This is a genomic window from Bacteroidales bacterium (assembly GCA_026418905.1).
In the GTDB taxonomy this organism is placed as follows: Bacteria; Bacteroidota; Bacteroidia; order Bacteroidales; family DTU049; genus JAOAAK01.
The window spans coordinates 27,441-50,560 of sequence record JAOAAK010000014.1 but is presented as its reverse complement, the minus strand read 5'-3'; the positions used below and the strand labels follow the sequence as shown (position 1 = coordinate 50,560).

General features: G+C 35.3%; 19 protein-coding genes. 12 read left to right on the top strand and 7 right to left on the bottom strand.

Annotated features, from left to right (window positions below; genetic code table 11):
* Nucleotide 1: 1 nt before the first annotated feature.
* Nucleotides 2-913: a glycosyltransferase gene (locus tag N2Z72_02930; protein MCX7696632.1), complete on the bottom strand. Its 912-nt coding sequence runs from the start codon at nt 911-913 to the stop codon at nt 2-4.
* A 565-nt stretch (nt 914-1,478) separates the two neighbouring features.
* Here N2Z72_02930 and N2Z72_02925 point away from each other — a divergent pair.
* The 3 genes from N2Z72_02925 (at nt 1,479) to N2Z72_02915 (ending at nt 5,348) form a co-directional block, all read left to right on the top strand.
* Entirely contained in the window at nt 1,479-2,528 is a 1,050-nt protein-coding gene (locus N2Z72_02925) for a hypothetical protein (GenBank protein MCX7696631.1), read from the top strand.
* Between the two features lie 485 nt (nt 2,529-3,013).
* Nucleotides 3,014-4,147: an N-acetyl sugar amidotransferase gene (locus N2Z72_02920; GenBank protein MCX7696630.1), complete on the top strand. Its 1,134-nt coding sequence runs from the start codon at nt 3,014-3,016 to the stop codon at nt 4,145-4,147.
* Nucleotides 4,107-5,348, top strand: a complete 1,242-nt coding sequence (locus N2Z72_02915; GenBank protein MCX7696629.1) for a glycosyltransferase — start codon at nt 4,107-4,109, stop codon at nt 5,346-5,348. Before N2Z72_02920 ends, N2Z72_02915 begins: the two co-directional genes overlap by 41 nt.
* Here N2Z72_02915 and N2Z72_02910 read toward each other — a convergent pair.
* Entirely contained in the window at nt 5,339-6,679 is a 1,341-nt protein-coding gene (locus N2Z72_02910; GenBank protein ID MCX7696628.1) for a saccharopine dehydrogenase NADP-binding domain-containing protein, read from the bottom strand. The genes N2Z72_02915 and N2Z72_02910 overlap by 10 nt on opposite strands.
* A 295-nt stretch (nt 6,680-6,974) precedes the next feature.
* Between N2Z72_02910 and ffh the strand changes: the two genes are divergently transcribed.
* Genes ffh through N2Z72_02890 form a run of 4 tightly spaced genes read left to right on the top strand, consistent with a single transcriptional unit; the run spans nt 6,975 to nt 12,971 of the window.
* Complete coding sequence (gene ffh / locus N2Z72_02905) at nt 6,975-8,288, top strand: signal recognition particle protein (GenBank protein MCX7696627.1); 1,314 nt, start codon at nt 6,975-6,977, stop codon at nt 8,286-8,288.
* 2 nt (nt 8,289-8,290) lie between these two features.
* Nucleotides 8,291-9,175, top strand: a complete 885-nt coding sequence (gene folD / locus N2Z72_02900) for a bifunctional methylenetetrahydrofolate dehydrogenase/methenyltetrahydrofolate cyclohydrolase FolD (protein MCX7696626.1) — start codon at nt 8,291-8,293, stop codon at nt 9,173-9,175.
* Nucleotides 9,165-10,013, top strand: a complete 849-nt coding sequence (locus N2Z72_02895) for a hypothetical protein (protein MCX7696625.1) — start codon at nt 9,165-9,167, stop codon at nt 10,011-10,013. The genes folD and N2Z72_02895 overlap by 11 nt, the downstream gene beginning before the upstream one ends.
* A 36-nt stretch (nt 10,014-10,049) precedes the next feature.
* Nucleotides 10,050-12,971 (top strand): lectin like domain-containing protein, encoded by a 2,922-nt coding sequence (locus N2Z72_02890; protein MCX7696624.1) that lies wholly within the window; start codon nt 10,050-10,052, stop codon nt 12,969-12,971.
* Here N2Z72_02890 and N2Z72_02885 read toward each other — a convergent pair.
* Genes N2Z72_02885 through N2Z72_02870 form a run of 4 tightly spaced genes read right to left on the bottom strand, consistent with a single transcriptional unit; the run spans nt 12,968 to nt 18,212 of the window.
* Entirely contained in the window at nt 12,968-13,855 is an 888-nt protein-coding gene (locus tag N2Z72_02885) for a 4-hydroxy-3-methylbut-2-enyl diphosphate reductase (protein MCX7696623.1), read from the bottom strand. The genes N2Z72_02890 and N2Z72_02885 overlap by 4 nt on opposite strands.
* Nucleotides 13,849-15,957 (bottom strand): prolyl oligopeptidase family serine peptidase, encoded by a 2,109-nt coding sequence (locus tag N2Z72_02880; protein MCX7696622.1) that lies wholly within the window; start codon nt 15,955-15,957, stop codon nt 13,849-13,851. The genes N2Z72_02885 and N2Z72_02880 overlap by 7 nt, the downstream gene beginning before the upstream one ends.
* Nucleotides 15,958-16,013: 56 nt before the next feature.
* The gene (locus N2Z72_02875) at nt 16,014-17,102 is read right to left on the bottom strand and encodes a hypothetical protein (protein MCX7696621.1); all 1,089 of its coding nucleotides are present in this window, start codon (nt 17,100-17,102) and stop codon (nt 16,014-16,016) included.
* Between the two features lie 6 nt (nt 17,103-17,108).
* Nucleotides 17,109-18,212: an SPFH domain-containing protein gene (locus N2Z72_02870; protein ID MCX7696620.1), complete on the bottom strand. Its 1,104-nt coding sequence runs from the start codon at nt 18,210-18,212 to the stop codon at nt 17,109-17,111.
* A gap of 117 nt (nt 18,213-18,329) precedes the next feature.
* Between N2Z72_02870 and N2Z72_02865 the strand changes: the two genes are divergently transcribed.
* From N2Z72_02865 to N2Z72_02845, 5 genes are read left to right on the top strand one after another with little or no spacing between them, the layout of a single operon-like run.
* The gene (locus N2Z72_02865) at nt 18,330-19,367 is read left to right on the top strand and encodes an agmatinase family protein (GenBank protein MCX7696619.1); all 1,038 of its coding nucleotides are present in this window, start codon (nt 18,330-18,332) and stop codon (nt 19,365-19,367) included.
* 4 nt (nt 19,368-19,371) lie between these two features.
* The gene (locus N2Z72_02860) at nt 19,372-20,079 is read left to right on the top strand and encodes an RNA methyltransferase (protein MCX7696618.1); all 708 of its coding nucleotides are present in this window, start codon (nt 19,372-19,374) and stop codon (nt 20,077-20,079) included.
* Nucleotides 20,076-21,068 carry a bifunctional ADP-heptose synthase gene (locus N2Z72_02855; protein MCX7696617.1) on the top strand — a complete coding sequence of 331 codons (993 nt, stop codon included), beginning with the start codon at nt 20,076-20,078 and terminating at the stop codon, nt 21,066-21,068. The genes N2Z72_02860 and N2Z72_02855 overlap by 4 nt, the downstream gene beginning before the upstream one ends.
* On the top strand, nt 21,058-21,687 hold the full coding sequence (gene pdxH, locus N2Z72_02850) for a pyridoxamine 5'-phosphate oxidase (GenBank protein ID MCX7696616.1): 630 nt from the start codon (nt 21,058-21,060) through the stop codon (nt 21,685-21,687). Before N2Z72_02855 ends, pdxH begins: the two co-directional genes overlap by 11 nt.
* Nucleotides 21,684-22,367: a ubiquinone/menaquinone biosynthesis methyltransferase gene (locus N2Z72_02845; GenBank protein MCX7696615.1), complete on the top strand. Its 684-nt coding sequence runs from the start codon at nt 21,684-21,686 to the stop codon at nt 22,365-22,367. Before pdxH ends, N2Z72_02845 begins: the two co-directional genes overlap by 4 nt.
* Here the strand turns inward: N2Z72_02845 and N2Z72_02840 are convergent.
* The gene (locus tag N2Z72_02840; protein ID MCX7696614.1) at nt 22,354-23,106 is read right to left on the bottom strand and encodes a nitroreductase family protein; all 753 of its coding nucleotides are present in this window, start codon (nt 23,104-23,106) and stop codon (nt 22,354-22,356) included. The genes N2Z72_02845 and N2Z72_02840 overlap by 14 nt on opposite strands.
* Nucleotides 23,107-23,120: the final 14 nt, after the last annotated feature.

The following is a 23,120-nucleotide window of genomic DNA, read 5'->3' as shown; positions in this document are numbered from 1 at the left end:
CTTATCTCTTTGTTAGTAAAAACCAAAATATTTTGATCAAAGTTATGAAATGATTAAAAGTATATTTTTTCGTTAATAAAAATTTCTTTAAGAAAAAAAATGCTTTTTCTTTTCTTTTTTCCTTGATGAAAAGATAAGAAGTGGAAATATAATAATTTGCCATTCGTTTTTTTAGCAAAGGCCTGTATTTTTCACCCCAATAGCCTATCATATGTTTTATCTGATTAATGTGACAAACATAATGCAATAAATTGTTTTCGAAAGAGGTTTTAGTAATACCACTATGGTGAATTCTATAGACACTCATAATTTCATCAATATATGCAATAGGTCCAAAATCAGAAACATACAAAAATAATACTAGGTCAGGATGGGTCGCATGATAGAAGAAATATGGCAAAGGCTCTTTTAAAACATTTCTAAAAAAAACCGCTGATGTTGCCATCAACCATTCTTTTAACAAATCTCTTCCCTCATACATGCGTCGACGGTAAGAACCAAAAAGTTTTTTATGATTATGGATCTCATCTATGACGATGGTATTGTGAAAACACATTGAATACAAAGAGTTTTTCTCCATCAATTCAAATTGCTTTTGCAATTTTGATGAATCAATCCAATAATCATCTCCTTCGCATATGGCAATGTATTTACCCCGACATGCTAACAAAGTTCTAAAAAAATTTCTCGACATCCCCAATCTCTTCTTCTGAGGAAGGAGACGGATAATCTCAGGATGCTTAGATTGATAATCCTCACAGATTTCACGAGTACCATCTGTACTTAAATCCTCGCCTATGACAAGTTCGAAATCGCAATTGATGTTTTGATTTAGAATACTTTCTATAGCTTCTCTAATAAATCTTGCATGATTATAGGTAATCATGCAAACTGAAATGACTGGTTCTTTCATAAAATTCAAGATAGTTAACAAACATATGTAAATTTTTAAAAGTATCAAATGTAGAGTGATTTGTTAATAGATCAAAAAAATGATTGTTTATTGCCAGACTAAATAGAACGTAGATTTAGAAAAAATAAACTTTTTCGTGTGTGTAGTGATCAATATTTTGTCCTAAAAAAATTTTGTATAGAGGAAATAATCTGATATTTTATGCAAAAAAAAATGAAAAACACATTTGGTCTTTTACTTCTCCCTACGCTGCTACATTCGAGCTAAAAAAGCAGTAAGTTTAAATTATGCATCGAAATAAAGTTTGAGCAGAATTTGTAAATGAATATGTTACGTCTTTTTATATGAAAAAATTGACTTTTGTCTATTTTTACTTTATTCAGCTCTTTTAATGGTAAAAAAACGAAAAATTATTTTTTAAAGTTCGTTTTTTATTCGAGTTTGAAAAGTTATGCTCAAGTAATTAAAAAAACATGCATGATAACTTTTGTTTGCTTGAGTTCTATTCTTAAAAAATTTTATGTAAATTTGAACATACCCCTTTTAATTCTAAAAAAATATGCTTATGAAAAAGTTTATAATTGGAGGAATTTTTGTGATTAAAGCAATTAACTTTTTCTCTCAAGTGTCCATTAATTTAAGTGGTTCAGTTCCACATTCAAGTGCTGCATTAGATTTAGATTTTCCAGACAAGGGCTTGTTGATACCTAGAATTTCGTTAATTCAGACCAATAATCCGGCACCTATACAGAACCCTGCCGAAGGATTATTGATATTTAATACATCTACCATCAATGATGTTACTAAAGGTTTTTATTATTGGGATGGCAATAAATGGAAAAGGTTGTTTGATCATTCGGGAGAATTTTGGAACTTACATGGAAATAGTGGAACTACGCCAGCAAATTTCATAGGAACAACAGATGCGCAACCTTTCATCATAAAAACTAACAACAATCTGAGGGCTATCATAGATATAGATGGAAATGTGGGCATAGGAACCCCTACGCCAGGGATGATGTTGGATGTGGCAGGACCAGTGCGAACCGAAACTTATACATTTCGCCGTGTAGATTTAAGCAATGCAACGACCAATTATTTACTAGCAGTGGGTGAAGAAGCAATGATTAATTTTACTAATACCACTACGGTCCCTATTCGAATTGCTATTCCACAAAACTCTTTCCCTATAATTTATGAAATTTTAGTTTGTACCTATAGCGCCATTTTGAATTCTAATTATCATATCTATCCCAATGGTTTGACCTACTCCAATCAATTCACAGGAGATAGAATAAGTACTCCCGCTCCTGGTACTCCCAATGGTTATATAGGCCATGAAGGAGACATCAATACTTGGTATTCTTCTTCTTTTTCATTTGACGTGGGGCATTTTGGTGGCGAAGTAGGTCCGTGTTTTATGAAATTATATCTTTTTTACTATGGAGCTACAAGGAAAAAAATAATGGCTTCTCTTAATGGCTGTACTGATTATGGTTTTAACGTTTCTCAATCTGTTTGGAACAACACCACAACTCCCTGGACTGAAATTGGTCATTTCGTTGCACCTCAAAACAATATAAGTGGATTTATATTGGTCAAAAGAATAAACTAGGAAGAAAAAATTAAATGTAACAAAAGAGTTAATTAAAATCATTTTTTTAGAACTTACAGCACGTAGTTTATGTTTCTAATCTACACTTGTAATTATTAAAACTAATAGATAAATTTTATTCATTAGGCTTGTCTTAGTAAAATTTTGATGCAATAAGTCCAGTAAAAAAAATCGTTATATAAACTGGCATCTCATTTTACTGATAACATTATGACTAGTGCTAAAACATTAAGTTACTGCAAAAATTCCACATACATTATACATAGAAACGATATTAAGTTTTATCGTAACTCAAAAAGTAAGGCAACAATAAATGTACAACTTAAAATTAAGGTTATGAAATGTGTGTTTGTATCTTTTTTTGATAAATAACGTTCTTTACATATGTTAACCTCGTTATAAGTTATTTGCTTTCAACATATAAAGTGTTCATCATTTTTCTAATTTTTATTAAAGAATATACATATATTTGCAAAAAATTTCATATGGCATATCAAGCATGTAAACGTTGTGTCATGGATAATGTAGTTGATCCATGGATTCAATTCGACGCTGATGGTTTTTGTAACCATTGTAACAATTATCTTAAGAATCTTTCCCCTTTTATTCGTGGAACCGAACCAGATTTAGCTTCTTTTAAATTACAAATTCAAAAAATAAAACAATCTGGTAAAGGAAAACTATATGATTGCATCATAGGTGTAAGTGGAGGTTTGGATAGTTCTTATTCTGCCTATCTTCTCCATAGGGAAGGTGTACGACTGCTGGGTGTACATATTGACAATTTTTGGAATAGCCAACAAGCCGAAGAAAATCTAAAGAAGCTTTCCTCACTAGGAATACCCATTGAAAGGTATCAAGTCAACTGGGATGAATTCAAAGAGTTTCAACTTGCATTTACACGTGCTTCTGTACCAGAGATAGAAACTCCAACTGACATTGCTTTGCAAGCCATTCTCCATGAGTATGCAAAGAAATACAACGTAAAGTATATTATCAGTGGCGGCAATTATGGCACCGAAGGAATAAAACCAAAACATTGGCACTATTACCCCAAGGATTGGAAATATTTCAAATACATTGTCAAAACATTTTCTAATGCAGATCCTCGAAAATTCCCATTTTTTACCCTTTATGATGAATTTTATTATAAATTCATTAAGGGAATACAATACGTGTACATTCTGAACTTTATTCCATACGTGAAAGAAAAAGCTATTGCTGAACTTAACGAAAAACTTGGATGGGATTACTATGGAAGCAAGCACAATGAATCTACTTTCACAGGTTTTGTCCAACGATACATTTTACCAGAAAAATTCAAAATAGATTACCGACGTGCTACTCTCTCATGTCAGATTTTATATGGCATAACAACAGGACTAAAAACATTGACGCGTGACGAAGCTCTTGAAATACTTTCTCATTCTCCATATGAAGGAATGAACGTCGACGAAGAAATTGAAAAAATTTGTGTGAAATGGAATATCACTAGAAAAGAATTCGACGAAATGTACAACAAACCTCCGAAGCTTTATTTTGACTATCCTAACAACGAAAAATGGATTGACTTTGTTTATGCAACATACAAGCGACTTTTTAAAAAAGTCATCAAGTAGCAAACCTCTTGTCTTTTACCTTTCTTATGATGGAATACTAGATCCCGTCGGAAGATCTCAAATATTACCCTATCTTCTTGAATTACAGCGAGACTTACATTTTATTTTAGTGAGTTATGAAAAAGATTTTAATTCTACTTCTTTTCATCAAATGAGAACTTTTCTTGCTCAAACCTCAATTCTTTGGTTTCCAATTAAATTTGATCGAAAAATTCCAATCTTATCGACTTTGTTGAACCTCATTAAAGGGAGAAAACTTACAAGCTATATTTTTTCAAGATATCCTATAGCGGTTGCTCATGCAAGAAGTTATGTGGCTGCATGGATTTTATACCATTTTATTCGAAAATACAACACACCCTTTGTTTTTGATATGCGAGGCTTTTGGGTGGACGAACGCATTGACGGACACATTTGGAAAAAAAATTTTTTCACTAATATTCTTTACACATATTTTAAAAATCTCGAACAAAAATTTATTCACCATTCAAGTCATATCATTAGTCTTACACATGTTGCATCTCAATGGATGCAAAAAAACTGGAATGTCAAACATGAAAAAATCTCAGTAATACCCTGCTGTACTTCATATATTTCTTTTGACCCGAGTTTAATAAACAATGAAGAAGCAAATCATTTGCGTGATACTCTTTTAATTCCAGAGCGATCGTTCATTCTTGGCTACATCGGATCGACAGGAACATGGTACTTAATCGATGAAATGATTGATTTTTTCAAAGAATTAAAAAAACAACGACAAGATGCCTATTTTCTGTTGGTTGTTAATCACATTGATCATTTAGTTAAGCAGAAAATATTATCTGAAAATTCAATCGTTTTAGTTGAACGAGTTCCTTACCATCTCATTCCTATGTACATCCATTTGATGGACGCTGTCATTATGTTTATCAAACCAGCTTTTAGTAAAATTGCATCATCTCCCATCAAAATGGCAGAAGCTTTTGCTATGAACAAACCTGTCATCATTAATCAAAACATTGGCGACACAAAATTGATAGAAGAATACCAATTGGGAATAATAGTAAAAGAATTATCGAAAGACTCTTACAGAGATGCTGCCATGAAATTAATTCATTCTTCTTTTAAAGACATAAGATCTATTTCTCGTACCTATTTTGATATCACTTATGGTAGTAAAATGTATTTCAGAGTATATCAGTCTTTAATGCATCAGTCCTGATAAGGTACTTCTTCATCAATAAAACGAACATTCCAATCTACCAATCTTTCAAGAATTGGTTCATATAAATCGGGTGTAACAGGAATTTTAACACCAGTTGCTTGGATCTTATTCGTTAAGAATAGTTCAATAGCTATAGCCAAAGGCATGCCAACAGTAATGGACATGGCAGTATCGACTGTGTTCCGACCTATAATCACCATAGAAGAAAGTTCACGTTTCTTTTTACCATCGAGGACGTAGTCAAATGTATGTTGCATAACTATCATATCCAAATCATGTTCTTCTAATTTCCATTTTTCTTCGAGCAGAGCTTGAAGAATTTGGGCAGGAGTTTTACAACCGGTTGGAACTGGTTTTTCTTCAAAGATACCGAGCCATTCAAATTTTTTGTATGTTTCACTTTCACGGTTGATGCCAAGGTATTGACAGAAATTATCTTCAACACTCAAATTAGAACGATAAGGCAGAAAAGCTCTAATGAAAGAACGATAAGTCAACTTATCAGGATTTTCGATTTCATAGCTATCGTCAGTAATTCCTAGTTGTACAAACTTATTCCATGCTTCGCAATAGCCAGGACGACGAAAAGTTCCTCTAAAAATGGTTTCAATACCTTCAAGACCATATACCGAGATATAATTTAACGAGTCACGATTGGCATAAATTTCAAACTTACCATAATCAAGCACTTCTGTTATTTCGATTCGTTCGAATAAACGATGATACGGAATATATTTGTATTCACCATGCCAAAGATAACGTCCTCCAGCCTGTCCGGCAAGAACTACGTTTCGGGGGTTCCAAGTGAACTTGTAATGCCATGGGTTATTGTCGTACTCAGGAGCAATTAAGCCACCAGTATTGGACATGAAACCTATCACCTTACCACCTTTGTTTCGTATTTCATGAATCTTCTTCATAGCCGACATATGATCAATACCAGGATCAACTCCACATTCATTCAAAAAGAGCAAACCTTTAGATCTAGCTTCCTGATCCAAAGCAAGCATCTCGGGTGAAACGTAAGACGTAGTAAAAAGGTGTTTTTTCATAGATAAACAGTGCCTGGCAACTATAGGATGATACCTGGCAGGTAACATGCTAACCACTACATCTGCTTTTGATATTAACTCTTGTAATTTTTTGTCGTCACCTATTTCATACGTTTCAGGTATACCATTACTATAATGACCAATTTTTTCTTGAGATTTCTGAATGCTACGACTCGTGATTGTTACTGTCCACCCATTTGTTTTACCTGATTCGAGCAAATATCTGATCATGGTACTTGCAGAAAGTCCTGCACCTAAAATTAAAATATTTTTCATACCACATGCTTTTTCGTGACAAGCAAAAATAGGTATTCTTAGCAATTATTAAAATAATCGTTATCCAAAAAAAAACAAAAAACCATTGATGTTTATCAATTGCGATACGTGTATTAATTTTCGCGATTTGGCAGTAATCAAAGAGAAATCAGTTTTTGTGTACTTTAAAAAATTTATCACGTACATCTAGTTCAGTAAGTGAATTAAATAATACATTGCTATAACTAAATAAAAAACATATACATTGATAGAACCGAATTTTTAATGTACATTTGCGAAAATATAACGAAAAGTCATGTTTGAACGATTGATTGACCGTCTCGATGATGCTTTTCGCAGATTAAAAGGGCAAGCACGTATATCCGAAATTAACATAGCTGAAACAGTTAAAGAAATCAGGCGCGCTCTTATAGAAGCTGATGTAAGCTATAAAATAGCTAAGGAATTTACTGAGAAAGTTAAAGAAAAAGCAATTGGTCAAGAAGTATACAAATCCGTATCACCTGGCCAAATGTTTGTAAAAATTGTATACGATGAATTGGTCAGTTTGATGGGAGGAACATACACTGAACTAAAACTCAAAGGAAATCCCCCGATAGTCTTGCTTGCAGGCCTACAAGGTTCGGGTAAAACTACTTTTGCTGCTAAATTGGCAAAATTTCTGAAGACCAAAAAAAGTCGTAATCCAATGCTTGTTGCCTGCGACGTATACAGGCCGGCCGCAATTCTGCAATTGAAAACTTTAGGTGAACAGATTCAAGTCCCCGTCTATTCTGAAGATGGTATTGATGATCCGATTAAAATTGCCAAAAATGCTATTCAACATGCAAAAACGTATGGTTACAATGTGGTGATTGTTGATACTGCTGGTAGAACGACAATTGATCAGGATATGATGAACGAAATTCATACGTTACATCAGCTACTTCAACCTTCTGACACTTTATTTGTCGTCGATTCCATGACTGGACAAGATGCAGTTAACACTGCTAGAGCTTTCAACGACGTACTTGATTATGAGGGAGTTGTTCTTACCAAATTGGATGGTGATGCTCGCGGAGGAGCTGCCCTTTCCATTAAGGCTGAAGTTAACAAACCCATTCTTTTCGCTAGTACGGGTGAAAAGCTGGATGATATTGATATTTTTTATCCAGATCGCATGGCATCCCGTATTCTTGGAATGGGCGATATCGTATCTCTTGTTGAGAAAGCTAAAGAACAAATAGATGAGGAAGAAGCTCGCAAACTTCAGAAAAAAATAGCTAAAAACCAATTCAACCTTGATGACTTCCTTAAACAACTCCAGCAAATTAAACGCATGGGAAACATGAAAGATCTTCTTGCCATGATCCCTGGGATGGGAAAAGCCATTAAGGATATTGATTTTGACGATAATACCTTCAAACATATTGAAGCTATTATCTATTCTATGACTCCAGAAGAACGTCAAAATCCTACCATCTTGAATGGTTCACGAAAACTGAGGATTGCTCGTGGCAGTGGAAGGACAGTTGAAGAAGTAAACCGATTGCTAAAACAATTTGAAGAAGCCAGAAAACTCATGCATACGTTAGCTACTGGTGGAATTAAAAAAACGAAAAAACATTAATTATGCAATTGCTAGACGGAAAAGAAGTAAGTCTTCAAATCAGAGAAAAAATCAAAGAAGAGGTTGCTCGAATGATTGATTTAGGCTTAAGACCTCCACACCTTGCTGCCATCTTAGTGGGAGAAAACCCTGCCAGTAAAACTTATGTCAGTAACAAAGAAAAAACTGCTAAAGAAGTCGGCATTTTATCAACTATTTATAAATTACCAGAAACAACAACTGAGAAAGAATTGCTTGAAGTTATTGATTTCCTAAACAAAGACGAAGAAGTAGACGGCTTTATTGTTCAACTGCCCCTTCCAGCACATCTGAATGAACATCAAATTATTGCTGCTATTGATCCAGAAAAAGATGTAGATGGTTTTCATCCGGTGAATCTTGGAAAAATGATGTTAGGACAAGATACGTTTCTCCCTGCCACACCCATGGGCATTCTCGAGATGCTAAAACATTACCAAATCGAAACTGAAGGCAAACACTGTGTAGTCATTGGAAGAAGTCATATTGTGGGCACACCCATAGCACTTCTCATGAGCCGACCCACTTATCCTGGAAATGCTACCGTAACTATTTGCCACTCGAAAACTAAAAATCTTAAAGAAATAACTCTTCAGGCCGATATTCTCATTGTTGCTATGGGTAAACCCTTATTTATTACTGAAGAATATGTGAAGAAAGACTCTATCATAATCGATGTAGGAATTCATAGAATAGAAGACAATACTAATCCTTCCGGCTATAAACTTGTTGGTGACGTGGATTTTTCTAGCGTCAAGGACAAGGTTTCTTGGATAACACCTGTACCTGGAGGGGTGGGCTTAACAACAGTCGCAGCTTTATTAATTAACACCCTCAAAGCAAGAAAAAAACGAATGTATGAAAAGTAAGGTTTTCATCTTGTTTTTGAACATTATTCCTTTCTTTTTATTTGCTCAAAATTTAAAAGATACTTTAGTTACTTATGATGGACAAAAAATAGTTGGCGACATTATTAGAAAAGGCAAATATGCCGTTACATTTAAACCACAAGGAACTTTTATTTACGAAAAATTTTCTATCAATGACATCGATTCCATTTTCTACAAAAACGGAAAACATGAAAAAATGATTCCTGTCATGCCCGAGATTATTAAAAAACTCAAAAAAACAGCTAAAGCAGATAAAGCCATTTTCTTCACTCCTCTTTCTCCTTTTTATTATTTTGTCTCAGCGGGCTATCAACAATTCATATCAAAAAACAACATTGGGTCTGTCAAATTACATTTCTTATATTACAACAAAAAAATCACAGAACAGATCTATAACAACATTAATTTCCGAGGTGGAGGTGTTCAGCTTGGCTATTTATGGACATCCAAAGAACCATTACAGTTCAATGCCATGTCGGTTCGTCCTAAGTTTCAGGGATTTCATTATGGACCCCAAATTTCTTTGACTTATCTCATCTTCGATTATGTTAATCTTCTTGATAGTTCGCAGTTTATCAAGAACATTCAATCTTTTTTGCCAAGTGTTTCTTTTTATGCTGAATATACTCAAGTTATATTTAGTCATGGATATTTAAATTTCCATGGTGGAATAGGAATTGGTGGGGTTTTTCCCTTTAACCTTACCCCGGAAGAAAGAAAAAAAGTTTACTTTACATCGGAAAAAATTGCTTACTTTAAGTATATATCGAGTCCATTGCAATTTTATGGAGGAGTAACTTTTGGCTTTTTCTTTTAAACTTTTAAACCTTATAAATAGTCAAAAAACAAAAAAATGAAAAATATTTTCTGCCTTGCTTTAATTTTTATTTTTTTATCAGCAAAAGCACAAATAGAACCTCAAATTGCACCAGTTAATCCAGATTATCTTGAGTATCTTCAAAATCCTGGTCGATTTCATGGGTACATCCCACCTATCAAAAACTTACATCTTCAGCCCAAATTTTTTTCGGCAACAAAAAATTTACCTTCCTCGTATGATTTACGTACATTGGGATGGGTTACTTCGGTGAAAAATCAAGGCAATTGTGGAGCTTGCTGGACCTTTGCAACTTGTGCTTCCATTGAATCTTTTTGGTTAAAATCAGGCTTGGGAGCTTATAACCTATCAGAAGATAATATTAACAATTGCCATGGTTTTGATTATCCTCCTTGCGAAGGAGGTAATATTTATATATCTTTCGCTTACCTTGCAAGAGGCGGTGGTGTTATGCTTGAAGCAGATGATCCTTACATGGCAACTCCTAATCCTTGTCCTACAAATATTTATCCAGTCAAATATGTCACCCAAGGTAGATACATCCCAAACGATATCAATGCCATAAAACAAGCTATTTACGATTATGGTGCACTTTATACATCCTATTATCACGATGACGCTTACTATAACGCCACATCACGCACGTATTATTACAATGGAAGTAATCCCGCTAATCACGCTGTTACGTTGGTAGGGTGGGACGACAACAAAGTAACCGCTGGCGGTACAGGTGCATGGATCTGTAAAAACAGTTGGGGCACTTCTTGGGGAGAAAACGGATACTTTTACATAAGTTATAATGATTCTCGTATCAATAGCGAAGTTGGCTTTTTTCCTGGTTATTATAATTATCAAACTGGAGACATGATTTATACTTATGCTCCTTTTGGTAATATCAATGATATTGGATTTAATAGTAATACAGGTTATGGATTGGCAAAATTTGTTGCCAATGGAAACATAACCATAAAAGCAATAGGCACATTTATAGCATCTGGTGGCTCTTATGTTTCCATCGAAATTTACGATCAATTTAATGGAACAACTCTTACGGGCTTGATTGATACAATAGGTCAAAAGTATTGTGATTATGCTGGTTTTAGATTTTTTAGCCTTCCTAATCCTATTTCATTATCAAACAACGAAGACATATATATCAAGATCAAGTATCTGACCCCTGGATATAATTACCCCATTCCTGTAGAACAGGTATATTCAGGTTATGCAAGCAATGTCACGCTTGAAACTGGGGTAAACTGGGTCAGTTCCAATGGAACTACCTGGCAAGCTTGTGGCCAAGGAACATCGAGGCAATACGATCTCACCATTTCATTACTTGCTTCAACAGCAGGCCCTGTAATCACTCAATGGACAAGCAATAAAACTTTTACTTGCGACGGATGGATTCAATTTTACGATCAATCCACAAATAACCCTACCAATTGGCTCTGGGACTTCGGGGATGGTACTTTTTCAACACAACAACATCCTCTTCATTACTACCAAATCAATGGCACTTACACTGTCAAACTGAAGTCATGGAATTCTTTCGGTTCAGACAGCTTAATTCGCTCTAATTATATCACAGTTAACCTGCCCAATCCCCCATCTAATGTTTCCGGAGACACTGTATGTAAAGGACAGCAAGCTATTTTAACAGCAAATGGCAATAATCTTCAATGGTACAACAGCCTACAAGGTAACCCTATTGCATACGGAAATACCTACATAACCACTCCCTTACTTCAATCTACAACTTATTATGTATCTCAAAAAACTCTTTCCCCTACTTATATCACGGGAGGAGACAACAGAATCAACTCCAATGGAGGTTTTTTGAACTCTTCCATTGCTCATTATCTCGTTTTTAATGTTTATGAGCCATGTCTTCTATATTCAGTTAAGGTAAATGCTCAGACATCGGGACAACGTACTTTTTCGTTGCTTAACAACCTAAACCAAGTTGTTAAAGATACTACTATCAATTTAGCTGCAGGCATACAAGAAGTAGTTTTAAACATTCCTTTGCAACCAGGCACAAGATACAAACTCAGGGCTAATTCCAATTGCGGACTTTTTAGAAATAACGCTAATTGCTCTTATCCATATCAAATAGGTAGTCTCATAAGTATTGATAGCAGCAGCGCTACTACCAACCCCACAGGCTATTATTACTTTTTCTATGATTGGAAAGTCTATTCATATTGTGAAAGTCCACGTGTGCCTGTCCAGGCTATTGTTCGCCAAAGTGACATCACTATTACTCCTTCTGGCATCCAAACTCTGTGTTGGGGTGATAGCATGATCATACAGCTGACAGGTAATGCTGAGAGTGTAAATTGGTATCCGACTGGAGACACAACACAATCTATCACAGTTAATTCACCTGGTACATACTATGCTATAATCGACGATGGAGTTTGTCAGGTAAAAACAGATTCCCTTATCCTTAACATGATCGCACCTCCAGTCGCAGGCTTTACTTTCACCATTCAAGGAAATACTGTTCAATTCACTTCTACTGCTCAAAATTTCACTGGAATAAAGTATGACTTTGGTGATGGTTCATATGTATATATGGCTAATCCGTATCATAATTATCAAGGTCCTGGTCCATGGAACGTTGTTCAGTATGTATGGAACAGCTGTGACACGGCTACCCATTCTGATACTATCTACATTCCAGTTCTATCTTTCCCTGAAGAAAAGCCAATTGCATTAATTTATCCCAACCCTGCGTTTGATCATTTATTTATCATTAGTGAAGAACCTCTTCATTCAATAAAAATTTTCGATTTTATCGGGCAAGAAATTAAGCATTACAAGTTCATCTCAACTCTCAATAAAATAAACATTGATGTATCAGATCTTGATCCTGGAACATACTTACTTTATCTCAATGGAAAAACAAAGAGGTACTTTATAAAAACTTACTAAGAAAGCTTTCGTTGCAAATAGTTCTTAACTTCTTGCATTTGTCTAAAAGAAGTAGAGGTAGCACCAGTAATTCCTATGGAATTGACAGTCAAAAGTTCGTGAATCAATAAATCAATTTGAGCGAGAGAGGAAATAAAATAAGAACGAGGATTGTGTTGGATACATTTCTGATATAATTGTTTTCCGTTAGAGCTATGTTCACCAGAAACAAATAAAATAACGTCATATTTTTTTACAAAATCAATAAGTGAATTTGCACGACGAGCAACAATTTTGCAAATGGTGTGATGAACAAACAAATGATGTTCCGGATTGATATTTTTGGAAATAAGACTTTTTCTTAGCATCAATTCAACTTCACGATATTCCTCAATAGATTTTGTTGTCTGAGAGAAAAGATAAACTGGTGGATTTAAAGGTATAGAAAGTACATCATCTGGGGTTTCCACTACCCAAACACCACCTTCTGGTACTTGCCCTTTTAGGCTAATTACTTCCGGATGATTTGATTTACCAAATATGACAATGGTAGCATTGCCTTGATTTTTTGCGTATGTTTGAGCTACACTTTGCTGAAGTTTCTTAACAATTGGACAAGTTAAATCCAATAGTTTAATGTTGTTTTCTAATGCTATCTTATAAGTTTCTTGAGGTTCACCATGTGCTCTAATAAGTACGGTTTCGTTTTGAAGGCGTGCAAAAGCTTTTTTATCGATGATGCGAAGTCCTTTGCTTGTCAGGTGCTTTATTTCTTCATCATTATGAACAATTTCACCTAAACAATAAAGGTAAGAATGACTTTCGAGATATTTTTCGGCTGCAACAATAGCATCCGTCACACCAAAACAAAAACCTGCAGCTGGATCAATATCGACGATTACCATCCTGGCTCCATCTTCAGGTAATACATCATAAAACTAAGAATATCTGTGGCTTCTTCTATTTGCTTGCTAGTTGGTTTACCTGCTCCATGTCCAGCTTTAGTTTCGATACGAATTAATACCGGATTATCAGCAGCCTGACATGCCTGAAGTCGTGCTATAAACTTATATGAATGGGCTGGAACTACTCTGTCGTCATGATCGGCTGTGGTCACGAGTGTCGCAGGATATTCGACATCAGGTCTAATGTTATGATATGGACTGTATTTGAGTAAATAATGAAAATCCTCTTCTTTTTCAGGAGAACCATACTCATTAATCCAGGCCCAACCTATGGTAAACTTGTGAAAACGTAACATATCCAAAACCCCAACAGCAGGAAGAGCAACTCTGAAAAGATCCGGACGCTGTGTCATACAAGCTCCAACAAGTAGCCCACCATTAGATCCACCCTGAATAGCAATTCGTTCGGGTCTTGTATAATTTTCTTTTATCAAAAATTCTGCGGCACTGATAAAATCATCAAATACATTTTGTTTATTGTGTCTCATGCCTCCCTGATGCCACTTTTCGCCAAACTCCCCTCCTCCTCTCAAATTTGGAACACAATATATGCCACCGGACTCAAGAAAAGGAATAATCGAAACACGAAAAGCTGGAGTCAAACTTATATTAAATCCACCGTAACCGTACAACAAAACAGGATGATCACCATTTCTGTCAAGATCCTTCTTGTGAGTAATAAACATAGGAATTATGGTTCCGTCTTTGGAAGAATAAAAAACTTGGTAGGTTTCAAAATCTTCGGGACGAAAATCAACTTTCGATTCCCAAAATACCTTCATCTCATCTCTTATCACATCATATGAATATATCCTTGGCGGAACAGCAAAACTCGAAAAGCTAAAATAAGCAACCTGGTTATTTTTTTCAGAACTTATCCCTCCAACGCTGCCAATGCCTAAATCAATGTTTTTTTGGATTTCCCCTTTTTCATTGAACAAATACAATTTACTCGATGCATTTTCCAGGTATACTACTAACCATTTACCAAAAGCATAAGCTACGAATTGAATAACGTGTGGTTTTTCAGGTATGAAGGTTTTCCATGCTGAACGATCTGGATTTTTGAGGTCTATTTCTATCAGCTTTTTATTTGGTGCATTTTCGTTGGTTAATACATATAATTTATCTCCTATAACTTCGACTATGTCGTAATCATAATCAAATCCATCAGCAAGCTTTATCCAAGAGCCATCTTTCTTAAATGACGCCTTTTTAAAATACAATGCATTACCTGATGTGGATTCCGATTCAGTTAGAAAAAAATATTTTCCATCGTCATCCGTGTATAGTTGGTAATTTCTCAAAGGATACGATCTATTTTCATATATTAATTTGTCTTTAGCTTGATCGGTTCCAAGCTGATGATAGAAAACTTTATGATATTCATTTTTTTTCGAATACTTTCCTAATGAGTCCTTACTATCATAAGCACTATAAAAGAAACCTTTTTTATACCATGCGATCGTGCTGAATTTAACGCCACGAAGATGGTCTTTAAGTTCCTTGTTGTTTACGAGATCTATAACCTTAATTTCTTGCCAATCTGAACCAGCATGAGAAAAACTGTATGCGAGGTACTTTGCATCGTGAGAAACAACAGTTTGGTTTAAAGCAATTGTTCCATCTTTCGACCAAGAATTGGGATCTAATAGTACTTTTTCTTCACCCATATCACCTCTTCTGATGTAAAGAACACTTTGATTCTGAAGACCATCATTTTTAAAATAAAAAAACAAGTCTTTTTTTCTCCATGGTAAAGAACGTTTTTCATAATTCCAAAGTTGGACCAATCTTTCTCTGATTTTATCGCGGAATGGTATGGATGAGAGAAAGGAAAAAGTAATTTTGTTCTGTTGCTCAATCCATTGCCGAGTTTCATCCGAATTTTCATCTTCTAGCCAACGATAAGGATCATTCACCTCGACACCAAAAAATGTTTCATAATGATCTGCCATCCTGGTTGAAGGGTATTCAATTTTTTGTGGGTTTGCAGTAAAAAAACACATCATCCCACATAGCATGAAAAAAAAACTTTTCATTTTTTTACAAAAGTACATTATCTAGTCAAAATACGCGAGATGAGTAACTAAAAGATTTACATAGAAAAAAGATAAATAATTCCTGCTAGAACAATCAAAACACTCAAAACAAAAAAGAATATTTTCCAAAAACTATAAGGTCTTTCACCTTTTATTTCCCCTGTTTGCCCATTGATCAAAAAACGATAAACTTTATTTTTATAGCGAAAACTACTTAAATATATAGGAAGGAGGATGTGTTTGAAAGTGATTTTGTCGTACGATGTTTGTTTGTAATGAATTTGTTGCTGATCGCCTCCTATGTCTTGACGTATAAGTTGATTAATTATAGGATCCATGCGAGTTTTTGCAATTTCAAATCCTTCTTTAAGTCCAATCTGATACATTTCTGTCTGAAAACCCAAAAGATAACGTTCATCATAGGGGTTAATATTCTCGAGATTCCATGGCTCAAGTTGATAAATATATTTCGTCGGAAGATTTTTACTTGCAACGACTAAAACATCATCAAAAAAATGCTGAACCAAACCGCTTACTGGTGTCCATCTGATTCGTTGTTCGCTCCGAGTTTTTGTTTGACCCTGTTCGACATAGGTAACCGTCACGTAATAATAATCTCCACGTAGGCCGCGATAATATGTAGAAGTAAAAGTATCGTAAGTCCAGTATGGAATATAAACGCCTTTAAATTTTTCAGGGTTTATGAGCCACTTTTTGAATGAGGTTGGAGCAAACCATAGTTTTTTTCTCCATTTTTGGAAAATAAGGTAAGCTTTTTTGACATCAATTTGAAACGGAATAAGAGCTTGAGGTTTAATGACACGAGCAATGGAAGTTTTTTCTACAACTATGGGTACTCCACAAAATGGGCATATGTCCCCTATTTTATAGGCATCATAGCGAGACATAGCACCACATGAAGGGCATTGAATCGTAGTCCACGATACTTGTTCTTCCGAAGCAATTTTATCAAAATGTTCAAGAAAATCTTGTTCTTCAATATTTTTAGCTTTCTCTGGTGAAAAAGTTTGCACATCGCCACAATATGGACACGTAAGAGCATTTGTTCCTGGAGAAAAAACCAAAAAAGCACCACATTGAGTACACTTTTGGGTGTATACCTGGCCTACTTGATTTTCTTCCATGAAAAATCAAGGTTGAGGTGGAATGGGCGGTGGCTGTAAAGTGAATTGCTGGCTCAGAGCTGGTATTTGAGATGCTGGCACCCAATTCTGTAAGCCAGGCGTCCATGCAAGTGTATCGGGCTTAATAATTCCTTGCCGAATAAGCTGTGAAACCTGGTCGATAGCATATGGCCCATTCTGTTGACCATTCACAACAAAATAATATTGAGCTACAGGAGGAGGTGTTTGAGGGTTAGGTGTCTGCGTTTGATTAAACATTTGACCCATTTGGTTAGCCATTACATAACCTGCTCCCATTCCCATGCCTAAGCCTGCAGCTGATTCTCCCCCTCCACCACTTTTTGCTAGGTCACCAATAGCATTGGCCGTTTGAAATTTAGCATATTGGTTCATATCCCCAATGACATTCATGCTCGTTTTTTTATCAAGTATGGCTTCTACTTCGGGCGGGAGGGAAATATTTTCGATCAAAAATTTAGTAATAAGAATTCCATATTCTTCGATTTCTTCTTTCAAATGATTATGAATACCTCCAGACAACTCATTATAATTAGCAGCCAAGTCTAGGACAGGTATTTTCTGTTCAGCAATATAATCTGTAAAACGAGTTAATACAATATCCCTGATCTGACCTTCTACCTGTTCAGTTGTAAGATCACCTTGTGTTCCAACCACCTCCTTTAGAAATTTAACAGCATCGGTTATACGGAATGAATAATTGCCAAAAGCACGAACACGAACAACCCCAAGTTCGGGATCCCGCATCATAATAGGATTCTTGGTTCCCCATTTCTTATCGAGAAATTGTTTTGTATTGACAAAGTAAACTTCAGCTTTGAATGGACTGTTGAAACCATATTTCCAACCCTGTAAAGTCGAAAGAATTGGAAGATTTTTAGTTTCCAGTGTATACGTACCAGGTTGAAACACGTCAGCAAACTGTCCTTCGTTAATGAAAATAGCTACTTGAGTTTCACGAACAACCAATTTTGCTCCATATTTAATTTCGTTGTTGTATCGTTGAAAACGATATACAATAGTATCTTCCGAAGGATCCAACCATTCAATAATATCTATAAATTCACCTCTGATCTTGTCGAAAAGCCCCATTTCAAATAAATTTTTACAAAAATAAGTTTTCTTTTATACAAATTCATCTTTTTTAAAAATTTTTCTGAAAAAAGTGCATGTTCATTTTTAGTCAAAAGCATGTAACTTTGCAAAAAAATGCTCTTTGATTTCAATCCTAGCAACAATTTTAGTAAACAAGCAGGAATTTTTGGACTCCCTTTTGCTTACGACAACGCACGATTAATTCTCATACCCATTTGTTGGGATGTTACTACCTCTTATAGGGAAGGTTCTGCTTTAGCACCTGAAAACATTCTTGATGCTTCTTACCAATTGGATCTATACGACCCAATCTGGGGCAACGTATGGGAAAAAGGAATATATTTGATGGAAATTGATGAAGAAATCAGTGATGTAAACTCCATTGAACGACGAAAAGCTAGAAGTATCATTGATTTCTTCGAAAATGAAGAAGGTGAATTGCCACCTCGCTTGAAAAAAGCATTAAAGGAGGTTAACGATGCTTGTGATCAAACCAATTCCTACGTGTTCCAAAAGGTAAAAAAAGTATTTGAAGATAATAAAATCCCTGCTCTAGTTGGAGGCGATCATAGTATCAGTTTCTCATCTATTTCCTTTCTCTCCTCTCATTACCAAAATTTTGGAATACTTCAATTTGATGCCCATGCCGACTTAAGAAAAGCATACATGGGTTTCTCCCATTCTCATGCTTCAGTAATGAGAAATGTTTTAGAAAATAACTCTGGTATTAAAAAATTGGTACAAGTAGGAATTCGTGATTTATGCCAAGAAGAAATGGATTTTATTCAAACTCACGATGAGATTAAAACTTTTTTCATGAAGAAAATAAGGTATGAACAGTTTACTGGAAAAACTTGGCATGTCATTGCCCAAGAAATTGTCGATCAATTACCTGAAAACATATATATATCTTTTGATATTGATGGTCTAGACGCAACTCTATGTCCACACACAGGCACACCTGTCCCTGGAGGATTGTTGTATGACGAGGTAACCTATCTATTGGACACTATCGTGAAGCAAGGGAAAACGATTGTTGGTTTTGACCTTGTGGAAACTGGTTACGATCCTATTAATCATTGGGATGAAATAGTGTCTTGTAGATTGTTGTACCAATTATGCTTAGCAACCCTTGCCTCTCAAAAGAATTAGAAATATGCTCGTCAATCTTCTGAAAGATGATTTTATTGAATGGGATGATTTTATACATTACTTACAATCTTTATTAACACACGAGCGAGTCCAGCGAATGAAAAAGGTTCTTTCACAAAGAACGAATCATATTGTTGTTGTACTTGAAGACATCTATCAAGGTCATAATGCTAGTGCTGTACTGCGAACATGTGATGGTTATGGAATTCAATACGTATACGTAATAGAAAATAAAAATGTATTTTCACCTAATGAAGAAATTTGCCTTGGAGCAGATAAATGGCTTACGATAGCGAAATTCAGTGAACAAAACGCTATCAAAGAAGTTTACCAAAATTTGAAAAAACATGGATACAAAATCGTTGCTACCACACTTGCCGACGATGCCATCCCTCTCCACCAAATTGAAATAAACCAGCCTATCGCCATTGTTTTTGGCACAGAAAAAGACGGACTTAGTAACCAAGCTATCGAAATGGCTGATGTCAGAACAATTATTCCTATGTATGGGTTTACGAGAAGTTATAATGTTTCAGTTTCAGCTGCCATAGCTCTAGAAATATTGACTCAAAAAATGATTAAAAATGGAATACGACGAGGATTGCCTGATTCAGAACAGAAGAAAATTCTTGTTCACTGGATGCTGCAAAACTTTTCAAATCCAGAAGAAATCTTACGTAATTATGTTGAACGTGTAAAAAAATATACATGAAATTACAACAAATTTTCTACAACAAAAATATTCTTGTTCTTGGTGATGTTATGATAGATACGTATATTTGGGGAAAAGTTGAGCGCATTTCACCAGAGGCTCCAGTTCCCATAGTTGAAGTAGAACGTAGAGAAAACAGACTAGGTGGAGCAGCCAATGTAGCATTAAATATCAAATCCTTAGGTGGAAATGCCATACTTGCCTCTGTTATTGGTAGAGATGACAAATCTCAAATATTTCTACAACTGCTCAAAGAAAATGAATTATCCTCCCTTGGAATTATACATTCATCCGACGGAAGAAAAACCACAACCAAATTTAGAATTATAGGTAATAATGTGCAAATGCTTAGAGTGGATGAAGAGAGTACTTATGATATTTCTTATCACGATGCTAAGCTTTTTCTAGATACGATCAAATCTATTTTCAACACTATTCGAATTGACGCTGTAGTTTTTCAAGATTACGACAAGGGTGTTTTAATACCCGATATCATCAAGGAAGTCATTTATCTTTCAAGGCAACAGGGAATTCCGACCTTGGTAGATCCTAAAAGAAAACATTTTTTTGATTATCAAGACGTCACTCTTTTCAAACCCAATTTTAAAGAGTTTAAAGAAGCGCTAAATAAGCCTCTTACAAAAAAAGTCGAAGCATTAATTCATGATGTTCTCGAATTCAGGAGAAAGCAAAACATTGGTCAATTTCTCCTCACCTTGGGTGAAGATGGAATGCTTCTATCCTACGATCAAAATGGAGAAGTCATCAACAAACACATATATAGCGAAGCCAAGCAGGTAGCGGATGTTTCTGGAGCTGGGGATACGGTAATAGCTACTTGTGCCCTTGGACTTGCTAGTAGACTCGATCCACTCACAACAGCTTGCCTTAGCAATTTAGCTGCCGGTATAGTTTGCGAATACGTGGGCGTGGTGCCCGTCCCCGCTGAAAAATTCTTCCTTAAAGCTTCTGAATATTATGGACTTTGAAAAAATCAATCATCTCCGTAGGGAATATGATGGTTTACCTATAGATGACGACGTAAATTGTCCATTTGTTCTTTTCGATAAATGGTTTCAAGATGCAATTCATGCTGGTATAGATGAGCCTAATGCGATGAGCTTATCCACCTGTATTGATGGTCAACCTTCGAGCCGAATCGTTCTCCTCAAACAATACGATCAAACAGGGTTTTATTTCTTTACTAATTATCAAAGTAGAAAGGGCCAGGAAATTGAAAATAACCCAAAGGTCAGTTTACTTTTTTATTGGGCTCAACTTTTTCGACAAGTAAGAATTGAAGGGATAGCTCAAAAAATTTCCGACGAAGAATCGAACAAATATTTTTATTCTCGTCCTATCGATAGTCAAGTTAGTGCTATGATTTCTCCGCAAAGTAAAGAGATACCTTCCCGAGAATGGTTAATTGAACAGTATGAAAATTATAAAAAGTTAAATTCTTCCATTGTTCGTCCCTTTCATTGGGGTGGTTTTGTAGTAACTCCCCAATATTTCGAGTTTTTTCAAGGAATGGAAAACCGACTTCACGACAGAGTCGTATTCGTATTGAACGAGAAAAACTGGATAAAAAAAAGAATTGCTCCGTGAACACGGTTCCTATATTTGATAAAATTTCTCATAGATATGATACGCTTAACCATATTCTATCATTCTATCAGGATAAGCGTTGGCGTAAAAAATGTAGAAAAATAGTATCTCAATTTCCTCATAATAAAATTGTAGATGTTGCATGCGGAACGGGAGATCTAACCCTTGAACTTTGTAAACTGAAATCATCCATCCTGGCTGTTGATCCTTCTTTGGAAATGTTAAAAATTGCTCAAAAGAAATTTGAACATCACCGATGTTGTGCAGAGACTATTCTGGCACCAGCAGAGTCACTACCTCTACCTGACGAATCGTTCGATATTGCTACTTGTGCGTTCGGAATTCGCAATTTTGAAAATTATCAAAAAGGTCTTCATGAAATTCGCAGAATATTGAAAAATGATGGTGTCTTTGTAATCATGGAATTTGGGTTCCCCACCAACACGTGGCTTAAAAAAATGTACATGTTTTACTTTTCTAAAATTCTTCCCAAAATTGTAGAGCTTTTCACACCATATGAGAAAGAATATATGCATTTAAAAACATCAGTCATTAATTTTCCATATGGAGAAAGACTAATACCGTATATAGAAGAGATTGGTTTTAACTTAGTTGAATGCAAAAAAATTTCAGCAGGTATTGTATATATATATGTCTTTCGTAAAACTACTGATTCATGAAGCCCATCTTAAGCAAGGCGGTGAGCAATTTTTTAGAAAATGATATGTTGTCGATTTCCTTGTATCGAACCTTGGTAAAAACTTGAGCAAGGTTTTGTAAGTTGTTTTCTCTAACGTACTGTTGATAAAGTGGGTCGTTTTCTTTTTCAGCAAAATAAGATTTTATTTCATCATCGGAAGGTAAGCGATAAGTATCTTGATGAATAACAGCACTTGATGGTAGTCTATCTGTTTTGGCTGGTAACTCAACAGGATATCCCATCGTAAGAGCAATCAGTGGGAAAACACCTTGTGGGAGATTTAAGACCTGTGCCATTTCCTGAGCATTGTAGAGCGTTGTCCCCAGGTAACACGTGCCAAGGCCAAAACTTTCTGCAAGAACAACGCAATTTTGAGCTACAATCGTAGCATCAATCGTTGCTAACATAAACATCAAAAAATTATCAAAAGCTGGCTCGGCATCAGAAAGCTCACACCATCGAGAAAATCTGTAAATATCAACGCAGAAAGTGATTAACACAGGCGCTTCTTTCACCATGATTTGATTAAAGTGAAGTGGAAGAAGTTTTTCTTTGATCTGTGGGTCGGTGGTCACGACAACACTGTATAACTGCATATTACCAGTGTTAGCTCCACGTAACGATGCCTCAATGATAGATAAGAGAATATCAGTTGGAATAGGATCGGGCTTGTATTTTCGTACAGAACGGTGTTCGAGAATGGCTTTTAACGCTTCCATGCTTTTTTGCAAAA